Source organism: Clostridium chauvoei, assembly GCF_002327185.1.
Lineage (GTDB): Bacteria > Bacillota > Clostridia > Clostridiales > Clostridiaceae > Clostridium > Clostridium chauvoei.
Map to the genome: position 1 here is coordinate 2,719,680 of NZ_CP018624.1, position 15,460 is coordinate 2,735,139.

Annotated in this window: 6 protein-coding genes and 2 rRNA genes; all 8 read right to left on the reverse strand. The window is 34.7% G+C overall.

The window, feature by feature from the left end; all coding sequences use genetic code 11:
* Positions 1-36: 36 nt before the first annotated feature.
* The 8 genes from BTM21_RS12790 to glgB all read right to left on the reverse strand — a co-directional run bounded on the left by BTM21_RS12790 (position 37) and on the right by glgB (position 15,425).
* A 23S ribosomal RNA gene (locus BTM21_RS12790) occupies positions 37-2,940 on the reverse strand.
* Between the two features lie 230 nt (positions 2,941-3,170).
* Positions 3,171-4,685: ribosomal RNA gene (locus BTM21_RS12795) — 16S ribosomal RNA — on the reverse strand.
* The 16S and 23S rRNA genes sit together here, the layout of an rRNA operon.
* A 534-nt stretch (positions 4,686-5,219) precedes the next feature.
* On the reverse strand, positions 5,220-6,326 hold the full coding sequence (glgD, locus tag BTM21_RS12800; RefSeq protein ID WP_021874656.1) for a glucose-1-phosphate adenylyltransferase subunit GlgD: 1,107 nt from the start codon (positions 6,324-6,326) through the stop codon (positions 5,220-5,222).
* 49 nt (positions 6,327-6,375) lie between these two features.
* Positions 6,376-7,575 (reverse strand): glucose-1-phosphate adenylyltransferase, encoded by a 1,200-nt coding sequence (locus BTM21_RS12805; RefSeq protein WP_096145454.1) that lies wholly within the window; start codon positions 7,573-7,575, stop codon positions 6,376-6,378.
* Positions 7,576-7,648: 73 nt separating this feature from the next.
* Positions 7,649-9,475, reverse strand: a complete 1,827-nt coding sequence (locus BTM21_RS12810; protein ID WP_079481710.1) for a glycoside hydrolase family 13 protein — start codon at positions 9,473-9,475, stop codon at positions 7,649-7,651.
* A 15-nt stretch (positions 9,476-9,490) separates the two neighbouring features.
* The gene (locus BTM21_RS12815) at positions 9,491-11,923 is read right to left on the reverse strand and encodes a glycogen/starch/alpha-glucan phosphorylase (RefSeq protein ID WP_021874653.1); all 2,433 of its coding nucleotides are present in this window, start codon (positions 11,921-11,923) and stop codon (positions 9,491-9,493) included.
* A gap of 28 nt (positions 11,924-11,951) precedes the next feature.
* A complete protein-coding gene (gene glgA / locus BTM21_RS12820; protein WP_021874652.1) occupies positions 11,952-13,388 on the reverse strand; it encodes a glycogen synthase GlgA in 1,437 nt (478 codons plus the stop codon).
* Positions 13,389-15,425, reverse strand: a complete 2,037-nt coding sequence (gene glgB, locus BTM21_RS12825; RefSeq protein WP_079481711.1) for a 1,4-alpha-glucan branching protein GlgB — start codon at positions 15,423-15,425, stop codon at positions 13,389-13,391.
* Positions 15,426-15,460 lie beyond the last annotated feature (35 nt).

Here is a 15,460-nt window from a genome sequence, read left to right on the forward strand (position 1 = left end):
TCTGAAAATTGCACATGAATTTTTGCCATTTCGTTATTGGTCAAGCCCTCGACCTATTAGTATCAGTCAGCTAAATATGTTACCACACTTACACCTCTGACCTATCAACCTTGTGTTCTTCAAGGGGTCTTACTAGCTTATGCTATGGGAAATCTCATCTTGAGGGGGGCTTCACGCTTAGATGCTTTCAGCGTTTATCCCTTCCCGACTTAGCTACCCAGCCATGCTCTTGGCAGAACAACTGGTGCACCAGAGGTCAGTCCATCCCGGTCCTCTCGTACTAAGGACAGCTCCTCTCAAATTTCCTACGCCCGCGACGGATAGGGACCGAACTGTCTCACGACGTTCTGAACCCAGCTCGCGTGCCGCTTTAATGGGCGAACAGCCCAACCCTTGGGACCTACTACAGCCCCAGGATGCGACGAGCCGACATCGAGGTGCCAAACCTCCCCGTCGATGTGGACTCTTGGGGGAGATCAGCCTGTTATCCCCGAGGTAGCTTTTATCCGTTGAGCGATGGCCCTCCCACGAGGTACCACCGGATCACTAAGCCCGACTTTCGTCCCTGCTCCACTTGTGGGTGTCGCAGTCAGGCTCCCTTCTGCCTTTGCACTCTTCGAACGATTTCCGACCGTTCTGAGGGAACCTTTGGGCGCCTCCGTTACTTTTTAGGAGGCGACCGCCCCAGTCAAACTGCCCACCTAACAATGTCCCGTCACCAGATTCATGGCGTCCGGTTAGAACCCCAATACTGTCAGGGTGGTATCCCAAGGATGACTCCACCAAGGCTGACGCCCTAGTTTCCCAGTCTCCCACCTATCCTGTACAGACAATATCGGAATTCAATGCTAAGCTACAGTAAAGCTCTACGGGGTCTTTCCGTCCAATCGCGGGTAGCGAGCATCTTCACTCGCACTACAACTTCGCCGGATTTGCAGTTGAGACAGTGCCCAAGTCATTACGCCATTCGTGCGGGTCAGAACTTACCTGACAAGGAATTTCGCTACCTTAGGACCGTTATAGTTACGGCCGCCGTTTACTGGGGCTTAAGTTCACACCTTCGCTTGCGCTAAGTGTTCCCCTTAACCTTCCAGCACCGGGCAGGCGTCAGCCCCTATACATCAGCTTGCGCTTTAGCAGAGACCTGTGTTTTTGCTAAACAGTTGCTTGGGCCTATTCTCTGCGGCCTACTCTCGTAGGCACCCCTTCTCGCTAACTTACGGGGTCAATTTGCCTAGTTCCTTAACTGCAATTCTTCCGCTGGTCTTAGGATTCTCTCCTCATCTACCTGTGTCGGTTTGCGGTACGGGCACTACTTCTCTCTCTAGATGCTTTTCTTGGAAGCATGGAATCAGATACTTCAGCCTTTTGGCCTTCCCCATCACGCCTCAGAATTGTTGAAACGGATTTGCCTGTTTCAACTCCCTAAACGCTTAGACTAGCATTTCCAATCGCTAGCACATCCTATCCTTCTCCGTCACACCATCGATAATAACGATTGTAGTGGTATCGGAATATCAACCGATTGTCCATCGCCTACGCCTATCGGCCTCGGCTTAGGTCCCGACTAACCCTGGGCGGACGAGCCTTCCCCAGGAAACCTTAGATTTTCGACCTGTGAGATTCTCACTCACATCTCGCTACTAATGCCAACATTCTCACTCGTAATCAGTCCACCGCTCCTTACGGTACGACTTCAGCCCGATTACGACGCTCCTCTACCGCTCATCTTACGATGAGCCCGTAGCTTCGGTGGTAAGTTTGAGCCCCGGACATTTTCGGCGCAGGATCTCTCGACTAGTGAGCTATTACGCACTCTTTCAATGAGTGGCTGCTTCTAAGCCAACATCCTAGTTGTCTTAGAAATCCCACATCCTTTTCCACTTAACTTACACTTTGGGACCTTAGCTGACGATCTGGGCTTTTTCCCTTTTGACCACGGATCTTATCATTCGTAGTCTGACTGCCGGACTAATAGTATATGGCATTCGGAGTTTGATAAGGTTCGGTAAGCGATACGCCCCCTAGCCCATTCAGTGCTCTACCTCCATTACTCATATCCGACGCTAGCCCTAAAGCTATTTCGAGGAGAACCAGCTATCTCCGAGTTCGATTGGAATTTCTCCGCTATCCACAGCTCATCCCATGCTTTTTCAACAGCAACGTGGTTCGGTCCTCCACGGGATTTTACCCCCGCTTCAACCTGGCCATGGATAGGTCACCCGGTTTCGGGTCTACGGCATGCAACTAGTCGCCCTATTAAGACTCGGTTTCCCTTCGGCTCCGTACCTTAAGTACTTAACCTTGCTACATACCGTAACTCGTTGGCTCGTTCTACAAAAAGCACGTCATCACACTCATATGGTGCTCTGACCGGTTGTAGGCACACGGTTTCAGGTTCTATTTCACTCCCCTCCCGGGGTTCTTTTCACCTTTCCCTCACGGTACTGCTTCACTATCGGTCATCAGGTAGTATTTAGCCTTGGGAGGTGGTCCTCCCTGCTTCCCACAAGGTTTCACGTGTCTCGTGGTACTCTGGATCAGAACTCTAAACCTTTCTGTTTTACCTACGTGGCTATTACACTCTATGGCCTAACTTTCCAGTTATTTTCGGTTACAAATTAGTTTATTTAATGTTCTGTCCGCAACCCCAGAGATAAATCTCTGGTTTGGGCTCTTTCCCTTTCGCTCGCCGCTACTCAGAAAATCGATTTTTCTTTCTCTTCCTCTAGGTACTTAGATGTTTCAGTTCCCTAGGTTTACCTTCCTGTAACTATTTATTCATTACAGGATACATGGGGTTTCCCATGTGAGTTCCCTCATTCGGAAATCTCCGGATCACTGGCTATGTGCGCCTACCCGAAGCTTATCGCAGCTTATCACGTCCTTCATCGGCTCCTGATGCCAAGGCATTCACCATGCGCCCTTTGTAGCTTGACCTTTACGGTTCTCTTTTTACAAAGAGTCAATTTATATCACAAAGAATATTTTTCTTGGCTTGTTGTCACTTCTCAATTAACATTTGTTAATAAAGTTGTTTTAATTCATGTGCAATTTTCAAAGAACAAAATTTTGAAGGATTTTGGTCCTTCAAAATTGAACAGAAGTTAAGATAACTCTTCTTTTGAAATATACTAGTTAATCATCTTGTTAACTAGATTTCTCCATAGAAAGGAGGTGATCCAGCCGCAGGTTCTCCTACGGCTACCTTGTTACGACTTCACCCCAATCGCTGACCCTACCTTAGGTCGCTGCCTCCTTGCGGTTAGCTCACGAACTTTGGGTATTGCCAACTCTCATGGTGTGACGGGCGGTGTGTACAAGGCCCGGGAACGTATTCACCGCGACATGCTGATTCGCGATTACTAGCAACTCCAGCTTCATGTAGGCGAGTTTCAGCCTACAATCCGAACTGAGACAAGTTTTATAGTTTAGCTCCACCTCGCGGTATTGCATCTCGTTGTACTTGCCATTGTAGCACGTGTGTAGCCCTAGACATAAGGGGCATGATGATTTGACGTCATCCCCACCTTCCTCCCGGTTAACCCGGGCAGTCTCGCTAGAGTGCTCAACTAAATGGTAGCAACTAACAATAAGGGTTGCGCTCGTTGCGGGACTTAACCCAACATCTCACGACACGAGCTGACGACAACCATGCACCACCTGTCATCCTGTCTCCGAAGAGACTTCCTCGATTAAGAGTAATGCAGGAGATGTCAAGTCTAGGTAAGGTTCTTCGCGTTGCTTCGAATTAAACCACATGCTCCGCTGCTTGTGCGGGCCCCCGTCAATTCCTTTGAGTTTTAATCTTGCGACCGTACTCCCCAGGCGGGATACTTAATGTGTTAACGGCGGCACGGAAGGAGTTGATACCTCCCACACCTAGTATCCATCGTTTACGGCGTGGACTACCAGGGTATCTAATCCTGTTTGCTCCCCACGCTTTCGAGCCTCAGCGTCAGTTACAGTCCAGAGAGTCGCCTTCGCCACTGGTGTTCTTCCTAATCTCTACGCATTTCACCGCTACACTAGGAATTCCACTCTCCTCTCCTGCACTCTAGACTTCCAGTTTGAAATGCAGCACCCAAGTTGAGCCCGGGTATTTCACATCTCACTTAAAAGTCCGCCTACGCTCCCTTTACGCCCAGTAAATCCGGACAACGCTCGCCACCTACGTATTACCGCGGCTGCTGGCACGTAGTTAGCCGTGGCTTCCTCCTCAGGTACCGTCATTATCGTCCCTGAAGACAGAGCTTTACGATCCGAAAACCTTCATCACTCACGCGGCGTTGCTGCATCAGGGTTTCCCCCATTGTGCAATATTCCCCACTGCTGCCTCCCGTAGGAGTCTGGGCCGTGTCTCAGTCCCAATGTGGCCGATCACCCTCTCAGGTCGGCTACGCATCGTCGCCTTGGTGAGCCGTTACCTCACCAACTAGCTAATGCGCCGCGGGCCCATCTTGTAGCGGATTGCTCCTTTAATTACTGCTCCATGCGAAGCTGCAATATTATGCGGTATTAATCTTCCTTTCGGAAGGCTATTCCCCTCTACAAGGCAGGTTGCCCACGTGTTACTCACCCGTCCGCCGCTAGGTTTGTTCCCGAAGGAACTCTCCTCGCTCGACTTGCATGTGTTAGGCACGCCGCCAGCGTTCGTCCTGAGCCAGGATCAAACTCTCACTAAAAAGTTTAATCTGTGCTCAAATTACTTTGAGTCTTTGTTTTAAGACTTTCAAAAGAATTGCTGGTTATTACTTAACTTTTATTCTGTTCAATTTTCAAAGACCATTTTCTTCATCGCCCTCAAGCGACTTGTTTATCTTACCATCTATTCAAATCCTTGTCAACAACTTTTTTTGAAAAACTTTTTTGTTTTTTCATTTGTTGTTAACCGGCTTGTTTAGCGGTTTTTTGTTGTTCCTCTTGGGAACGAAACTTATAATATCACTTATAGAATTTTATTGTTTTACTATTTATCTCATATTTTAAAATTAACATATTAATAGTTATATTTCCTCTTTTTTTCTTAAAAAAACTATTATTGATACACTAGGAATAGTTTTCCCCTTTTTTACAAACTCATTTTACAAATAATCTCAATTATTATAATATATCTTCTAAAATTTATTCTGAAAATAAAAAATCTCTCACTAAGATAGCCTTTTTACAGCTCTATCTTAATGAGAGAAAATTTATTTATATAAAATATTCAGTACTTTTTACACCGCTCTTGATTTTTGAATTGTAACTGGATGATTATTAGTTCCCTTAATACTTTGATTTTCATCTATTAAAGTACCTTTATCTGCAATAACCTTGTCCATTTTAACATTTGGTCCTATTACAGTGTTTTGCATTATTACACAATTCTCAATTATAGTTCCTTCTGATATATGAACTCTTCTGCCTATTATACAATTTTTCACCGTTCCTTCTATATATGAACCATTAGCTACAATAGAATTAGATACTTCACTTATTTTAGTATATTGTGTAGGGGCTTCATCCTGTGACTTTGTATATATTGGTTTATTCTCATAGAATAATTCCTTATTTATAGTTTTACTTAATAAATCCATATTTGTATCGAAATAAGCTTTTAATGAATTTATACATGCTAAATATCCTTTAAATTCAAATGCATCTACTTGTATTTTGTCTAAGTTAGCACTTATAAAATCTTTTATCTTTCTATACATACCACTCTTTATAGAATCATATACAATATTAATAAACACATCTGTTTTCATTATATACATTTCCATACTAATATTAGCATTTTCTTCTCTACCTATATTTTCACCAATGCTTATAACTCTACCTTCTTCATTTATATTTAATACATCACAATCAATAAATTTTTTATCTGCATCATTTACTTTCTTATATACAATAGTTACATCTTTATTATTTTTCTTATGTTGCTTAATAACTTCATTGTAATCTATATTACATATCATGTGTGATGGAGCAATTAATATATAGTCTCTTCTACTTTGCTTTATAAACTCTATGTTATCTGCAAAATTATGAACATCATCATATTCTGGTGCATAATCCCCAAAATTAAATACTCTTAGTCCATCTTTTTTTCTATGAAGATCCCAAGGTCTACCATTTGTTAAATGATTTATTAATGAACGTGATTTATTTTTAGTAAAAATTCCTATACCTTCTATTCCTGAATTAGCCATATTTGATAATACAAAATCTATTATTCTATATCTAGCAGCTATAGGTACTGATGCTAAAGTTCTATATCTTACTAGTTCTCCCATTCTACTTTCATTTTCATCTAAATTTATAATTCCTAAACAGTTATTCACAAGTTTCCCTCCTAAATTCTAGCCTATATTATTTATACTCTTTACTTTTTTAATAACAATACTCTTTTATATCAGATTCTATGGATTTAAATTTTAATGAATCTATAGCTACCTCTGTTTTACACTCAACAATTTCATTTGCTGCTATAACTTCTATATCTTTTCCATTTCCTATTCTGTTGCCTGATTCTATTACTACATCAGCTCCAATTATTGCTTTTTCTATAATTACGTTATCTCCAATTTTTACGTTTGGCATTATAACTGAATCTCTAATTATAGTATTTTCACCAACATGTACTCCTTGTGATAATATTGAATTTTCAACTACTCCATTAACAATACACCCTTCTACTATTAATGATTCCTTAACTCTTGCTCTTTCTCCAACATATTGTGCTGGACTTACTGGATTTCTTGAATATATCTTCCAATCACTACTATATAAATTTAATTTATTATCAAGCTTTAATAAGTCCATATTAGCTTCCCATAAACTATCTATTGTTCCAACATCTTTCCAGTATCCTTTAAATGGGAACGCCATCATTTTTCTACCTTCATCTAACATTTTAGGAATTATGTTTTTACCAAAGTCATTGCTAGAACTTAAATCTAATTCATCTTCCTTTAAATACTTCTTCAATAGTTCCCACTTAAATATATATATTCCCATAGATGCATTTGTACTTTTAGGGTTTTCTGGCTTTTCTTCAAACTCATAAATTGAAAAATCTTCTCTTGTATTCATTATTCCAAATCTACTTGCTTCTTTTAAAGGCACATCAATAACTGCAATTGTTGCATCAGCATTATTTTTCTTATGGAATTCTAACATTCTATCATAATCCATTTTATAGATGTGATCTCCTGAAAGTATTAATATATACTCTGGATTATATCTATCTACATACTCTATATTTTGATAAATTGCATTGGCTGTTCCTTTATACCACATTCCACCTTTTTCTTCTTGATATGGAGGTAATATAGAAACCCCACCATCTCTTCTATCTAAATCCCATGGATCACCAATCCCTATATGTGAATTTAAGTCTAATGGCTTATATTGAGTAAGTACTCTTACTGTATATATACCTGAATTCGAACAGTTGCTTAAAGGAAAATCTATTATTCTATATTTTCCTCCAAACGGAACTGCTGGTTTTGCTAACTGTTTTGTTAATACTCCTAATCTTGATCCTTGTCCACCCGCTAAAATCATTGCTACAATTTCTTTATTTCCCATATTAAATTCCCATCCCCTTCTATTCATAACTAATTTATATATATCAAACCCAAATATATATAAATTTAACTAACTACCTTAAATTTGATTTAAATATTTTAAATCCATATGAATCTAAAACTAAATTCTTATTTTCATTTTTCATCCATTGAGTACTTTTTAAATCATAGTAATTTACTTCTGATTCATTGACCTTATAATTTATACTTTGGTTATAAGGATTTAAAATTATAGTAATTTTTTCATTCCTATAAACACGCTCATAAACAAGATATTTATTCTCTTTAAGATTTACTTTAAGCTCTCCTTTTTTTAGGATTTCTTCTTTGTATCTTAAGTTACCTAAAGATTTATAGATAGATAAAATCTCTTTATTTTCATTTCCCCATGGATAAGTTTTTCTATTTTCAGGATCTCTTCCTCCTTTTAATCCAGCTTCATCTCCATAGTATATTAATGGAACTCCTGGTAGTGTCATTTGCATAACTAAAGCTAATGTTAATAAATTTATATCTTCATTAAGTATAGTTAAAATTCTTTCTGTATCATGATTTCCTAATAAATTCATGCCACTATAAAAATTTTCTATTGGATAATTTTCATATAAACTTACTAACCTCTTTGTAAAGTATTCTGCTTTTATATCACCCATTAAAAACTTTATAATTATATCTCTCAATGGATAGTTAGTAACAGAATCTAGCTCTTCCCCAAAAAAGTATCTTCTTCTTTCAGAGTAACTAACTTTATTTGAAGCATCTTCCCATACCTCACCTATAAGTACGCTATCATTATTAATGGCTAACATTTTTTCTTTTATCATTGCTATAAATTCATCTGGTAATTCATCTGCAACATCTAAACGCCAACCACTTGCCCCTAATAACATCCATTTTGATATAATGGATTTATCACTTTTGATTATATAATTTACATAATCATTGTTTAGCTCTTCAATATTAGGTTGATTATCAAATCCCCACCAACATTCATATTTATCTGGATACTCTTTGAATCTGTACCAATTATAGTACTTTGAATCTTTTGATTGGTATGCGCCTAACCCTTCATAATGTCCATACTTATTAAAATATTTGCTGTCTGATCCTGTGTGACTAAAAACTCCATCTAATATAATTTTTATACCTAGTTTATTTGCTTCTTCACATAAAATTTTAAAGTCTTCTTCTGAACCAAACATCTCATCTATCTTTTCATAATCTCCAGTATCATATTTATGACTACTAACAGCTTCAAAGATAGGATTCATATATATAATAGAAACTCCTAATGATTTAATATATTGAAGTTTCTTTATAATCCCCTTTAAATTTCCACCATAGAAATCCCACCTAGCTATATTTCCTTTACCATCTCTTATATACATAGGTTCATCATTCCAATTTCCATATATAAAACTATTCTTTTTAGGTTTATTTATTTGTCCATTATCATTTCCATTAAAAAATCTATCAACAAATATTTGATATATCAATCCCTCTTTATACCAATTTGGTACTATTCTTTTTTTATATACAGTAATTTGATAAGGCTTAGGATCTATCTCATATATAGACCCTGCACCTCCTAAACATTCTGAGTTATTTCCATAGTAAAATACATCATTGTTATAAATTATTTTAAAATAATAATTTACTATTCCTTTTAATTTAGTTGTATCTATTTCAATATTAAAAATATATTCTCCTAAATTATTGTCCTCTAATCTCCTCATTAAAAGTTCTAAAACTTCTCCATTAAAAAGATTTAGATGAACATATGCCATTACATATTTGTTAGAAGATATGCTTAATGATACTTTATCTCCAAGTTCAATAGCTCCAAAAGGCGCTCTATATTTTAAATTCCAAGAATCATGAAAAATTTCTATATCATACATAAGCATTCCCCTTTCTTATAAATTTTTATAAATAACATTTGACCCCCAAATACCAGTTGCATATTCATTTATTGTTCTATCTGATGAAAATATTCCTGAGTGTGCTATGTTTATTCCGCACATCCTTTGCCACTTTTCTCTATCTCTATAAAGTTTATCTACTTTATCTTGAGCTTTTATATAGTCGTCAAAATCTTTTAAAACAAAAAATTCATCATTATAATTTAATATATTTTCATAAATAGGTTTAAACTTATCTTTATCCTTACTATATGTTCCATTTATTAAATCATCCATTATTCTCTTTATTCTTGGATCATTATTATATATATCCCATGAACAGTATCCACCATTCTTATAGTAGTCTAAAACTTCATTTGCACTTAACCCAAAAATTATAATATTATCTTCTTTTACTTCATCTTTAATTTCTATATTTGCTCCATCTAAAGTCGCTATTGTAACTGCTCCATTCATCATAAATTTCATATTTGATGTACCAGAAGCTTCTTTAGTGGTAGTGGATATTTGTTCGCTTAAATCAGTTGCTGGTATTATTTTTTCAGCTAAGGACACTCTATAGTTATCCATAATTACAACTTTAATTTTATCTCCCACTCTGGAATCATTATTTACTTTATTAGCAATAGCATCTATTAACTCTATTGTATTTTTAGCTAAATAATATCCAGGTGCTGCTTTCCCTGCAAATATAAATGTCCTTGGTACTATATCTAAATTAGGATTATCAATTATCCTATTATATAAGTCCATTATCCTTAAACAATTTAATACTTGTCGTTTGTACGCATGTATTCTCTTAACATGTACATCGAATATCGAGTCCAGATTTACTTTTATACCCTTAGTCTTATATATTTCTTCAGCTAACTTTTTCTTATTATTAGCTTTTATATTATCTAAGGCTTTTATAATTTTTGGATCATCTAGATATCTTTCAAAATTCTCTAAATCTGTAGGATGTTTTATAAAACTAGACCCTATTGTAGACTTTAAAAGCTCTGTTAACTTTGGATTCGATTTTATAAGCCACCTTCTATGGGTTATTCCGTTAGTCTTATTATTAAACTTATTAGGATATAGATAATAGAAATCTGACATTTCTTTTTTCTTTAATATTTCAGTATGAAGCTTTGCTACTCCATTTACACTATGACTACCTACAATTGCAAGATTAGCCATTCTAATATATCCATCTCCTATTATAGACATCCTAGAAATTTTATCCCATTGCCCTATATACTTATTCCAAAGTTCTCTACAATATCTTTCATTAATTTCTTCAATTATCATATATATTCGTGGAAGTAATGTTTTAAACATATCTACAGGCCACTTTTCTAAAGCTTCTGCTAATATAGTATGATTTGTATATGAAATTATATTTTGTGTTATTCTCCAAGCTATTTCCCAAGATAATCCTTCTTCGTCTAATAAAATTCTCATAAGTTCTGGAATCGCTAATGTTGGATGTGTATCATTTATATGAATTGCTATTTTTTCATCTAATTCTAATATATTTCCGCCATGCTTCTTAAAATGTCTTATTATACTTTGAATTCCAGCTGATACGAAAAAATATTGTTGTTTTAATCTTAATAACTTTCCTTCATAAAATGAATCTTCTGGATATAAAACTAATGAAATTGCTTCTACAGAATTTTTGTACTCCATCGCCTTTACAAATTCTCCTCTACTAAAAGAAGAAAAATCAAATTCATTTGAAACTGGCTCTGCACTCCATAACCTAAGAGTATTTACAACTTCATTTTCATATCCAACTATAGGTGTATCATATGGTACTGCTAAAACAGGTTCATAATTTACATGAATAAAATTTAACTTACCATTTACATTCTCTACCTTTACTTCTCCACCAAATTTAACTATTTCTGATTTATCTGGTTTCTTAATTTCCCAAACATTTTCTGAACTTAACCATGTATCTGGTACCTCAACTTGTTTTCCATCGATTATTTTTTGTTCAAAAAATCCATATTTATATCTAATTCCACAACCATGTCCTGCAATACTTAAAGATGCCATAGAGTCTAGAAAACATGCTGCAAGTCTCCCTAAACCACCATTTCCTAAACCCTGATCTTGTTCTATTTCCTCTAAACATTCTAAATCTATGTCTAACTCTTTTAATGCTTCTCTACAAGTTTCTCTAATTCCTAAATTTAATAATGAGTCCCCTAATAATTTACCTAATAAAAATTCCATAGATAAATAATAAACTTGCTTTGACTTAACATTAGAATACTTTTTATTAGTTTCAATCCATTTTGCAGTTATATATTCTCTTACCAAGCTACCTAATGCTTGATATTTTTGAAGATCTGTTCCCTCTCTTAATTCTTTACCGTGTAACTCTAAAAATTTTTCTTTATAGTCATTTATTATTTTTTTCTTAGAAATTGACAATACGTATTCCTCCTAAATAGATATACTATTATTTGCAAGCTATTAATTCACTATATAATCTCTTATATTCTTTAGCTGATTTTTCCCAACTATTATTAGAATCCATAGCCTGTATTATTAATGATTGCCAATTTTTTCTATTATTATATACTTCTAAAGCATAATTTGTTATTTTTAATAATTCTTCATAACTATAGTGCTTAAATCCAAACCCATTTCCTTCATTAGTATATTTATTATAAGGTGTTATTGTATCTTTAAGCCCTCCGGTTTCCCTAACAATAGGAATAGTACCATATCTTAAAGCTATTAATTGCCCTAATCCACATGGTTCAAATAAAGATGGCATTAAGAACATATCTGAAGCTGCATATATTTTATGTGCTAATGAATTATCAAACATTATATTTGCACTTAATTTATTAGTATATCTTGATTGGATTTCTTTAAATTTTTCTTCATATAAAGAATCTCCAGTTCCTAATATTACTACTTGTACATCTTTTTGTAGTAATCCCTCTAACATATTAATTATTAGGTCGCATCCCTTTTGATGTGTTAATCTAGACACCATGCCAATCATAGGTATATCCTTATTTACAGGTAACCCTAATTCTTTTTGTAACTTTTCTTTATTTATTTCTTTTCCTTCAATATCATTTATAGAATATTGTTTATATATAAATTTATCCGTACTTGGATTATATTCCTCATAATCTATTCCGTTAACTATACCCTGTAGATAACTTCCTCTATATTCTAATAAACCATGTAGCCCCTCTCCATATTGTGGAGTTTTTATTTCTTCTGCATAAGTTTTACTAACAGTTGTTATTTTATCTGAATAATTAAGAGCTCCCTTTAAAAAACTTACTCCTCCATTAAACTCTAAGCTTCCATCATCAAATAAACCATAATCATATCCAAAAAGCTCTGGTAAAATCTCTTTACTAAATGTTCCTGTAAAGAATAAGTTATGAATTGAAAAAACAGTTTTCATATTCTTATAATAATCATCCTTCATATATTCAACTTTATGAAGGACTGGAATCATAGCTGTTTGCCAATCATTGCAATGTATTATATCTGGCTTCCAATCTATTTCCCTCAAAAAGTTAAGCACTGCTCTATCAAAAAATGCAAATTTTTCTCCATCATCATAATATCCATATAAACTATCTCTTTTAAAATAGTATTCATTATCTATAAAGTAATAAGTTACACCTTTATATACATATTCAAATATTCCACAATATTGTGTTCTCCAACTTACTGGTACCATAAACCATTTAATAAATTTAAATTTTTTCTTCAAACTCTCATTTATATCTCTATAGTTAGGTATAACAACTCTAGCTTCTACCCCTATTTCATTTAAAGCTTGAGGTAAAGCACCTATAACATCGCCTAACCCACCTGTTTTTATAAATGGATGTGCTTCTGATGCAACTATTAATACTTTCATTTATTTCTTCTCTCCCTTTAGTACCCTTTTATTCTTTTTAATACCTTTTTTATTAGTACGCTTATTATCCTTAGCATTTATCTTATCAGTATCATTTTCTGCATTATTGAATTTATCAATTGCTATTACTGAAACTCCCATAGGTGGGACCTTAATTTTTATTGAATATGGCTGACTATGACTTTCGAGATTATCTGCTACTAAAGTACCTTCTATAACTTGTCCAGATCCACCATACTTAACTTCATCTGTATTGAATACTTCTTTATAATCTGCTAAATATGGTACTCCTACTTCGAAATCATAATAAACTATAGGCGTAAAGTTACATATAAATATTAATGTATCTTTCTCATCTCTTCCTTTTCTTATAAAAGTTAAAATACTTTGCTTATTATTATCAGCATCGATCCATTGAAATCCCTTTTCATCATAATCCAATTCCCATAAAGCCTTGTTTTCCTTATAGAACTCATTTAATTCTTTAAAATAATTTTGTGTTTTTTTATGTGTCTCAAATTCCTTAATTAACTTCCATTCTAGTTGTTCGTATTCTCTCCACTCTATAAATTGACCAAATTCTGATCCCATAAATAGAAGTTTCTTTCCTGGATGTCCTATCATAAATGCTGAAAATAATCTTAATCCAGCAAATTTATTCCAGTAATCTCCCCACATTTTATCCACTAATGACTTTTTCCCATGAACAACTTCATCATGAGATATAGGTAATATAAAATTTTCTGAGTAATTATACATCATTGAGAAATTTAATTTATTGTGATGATATTTTCTATATATAGGATCTACTTCAATATATTCTAACGTATCGTTCATCCATCCCATATTCCACTTAAAATTAAATCCTAATCCACCTAAATTAACTGGCTTACTAACATTTGGCCATGAAGTTGATTCTTCCGCTACCATAAGCACATTTTCAAATTCTGCAAAAACAGCAGTATTCAATTCTTTTAAAAATTCAATTCCCTCTAAACATCCATTCTCCCCATATTTATTAGGAATCCATTCTCCTTCATTTCTACCATAATCTAAATATATTATGTTAGAAACAGCGTCTACTCTTAAGCCATCAACATGAAACTCTCTTATCCAATATAAAGCGTTAGATATTAAAAAGCTCTTAACCTCAGGCTTACCTAAATCAAAATTAGAAGTTCCCCAACCTTTATTATCAGCCTTCCAACCTTCTTCGTATTCATAAGTTGGCCCACCATCAAACATATATAATCCATGTTCATCTTTACAAAAATGACTTGGTGCCCAATCTAAGATAACTCCAATATCATTCTTGTGTAACTCACTAATCAAATGCTTTAAACCTTCTGGGTTTCCATACCTACTTGTAGGAGAATAGTAACCTACGCCTTGATATCCCCAAGAGGCATCTAATGGATGTTCTATTAATGGCATCATTTCTATATGAGTATATCCCATCTCTACTAAGTACTTTGGTAATTCTTCAGCTAATTCCTCATAAGTAAGGAATTCTCCATCCTTAGTTTTCCAGGATCCTAAATGTACTTCATATATATTTAATGGACTTTCATATATATTCGTCTTTTTTCTTTTATTAATCCATTTTCTATCATTCCATTTAAATTTAATATCTTCTTTTACAATGGATGCAGTATTAGGTCTAACTTCTGATAAATATGCATATGGGTCAGCCTTATAAACACCTTTGGTACCCCATTGGTTAACTATATAATACTTATATTTACATCCTGGCTTTAAAGCAGGAATAAAAATACTCCATAGTCCTTTATCTGTTATTTTCTTAAGTTTATACTCTTCCATTGGTTTAAAATCACAAAAGTCCCCAACAACATAAATACAACTAGCCTTTGGTGCCCATGTAGTAAATCTTATTCCTCTTTTTCTATTCTCTGTAATATAATGAGAGCCCATAAATCTATAGCTATTATAATTTTTTCCTTCATGAAATAAATTATTATCTTCTGATATTATTTCTCCCTTCTTTACTACTACTTTTTTTTCTTTTACGGTTACCATAGCTCCCCCTCCTTATCCCCATATTTGGTTTACAT

Excerpts from the sequence above, each read along its gene's own strand:
- BTM21_RS12805 (WP_096145454.1), bottom strand. The coding sequence starts at position 7,575 with ATGGGAAATAAAGAAATTGTAGCAATGATTTTAGCGGGTGGACAAGGA.
- BTM21_RS12810 (WP_079481710.1), bottom strand. The coding sequence starts at position 9,475 with ATGTATGATATAGAAATTTTTCATGATTCTTGGAATTTAAAATATAGA.
- glgA (WP_021874652.1), bottom strand. The coding sequence starts at position 13,388 with ATGAAAGTATTAATAGTTGCATCAGAAGCACATCCATTTATAAAAACA.
- glgB (WP_079481711.1), bottom strand. The coding sequence starts at position 15,425 with ATGGTAACCGTAAAAGAAAAAAAAGTAGTAGTAAAGAAGGGAGAAATA.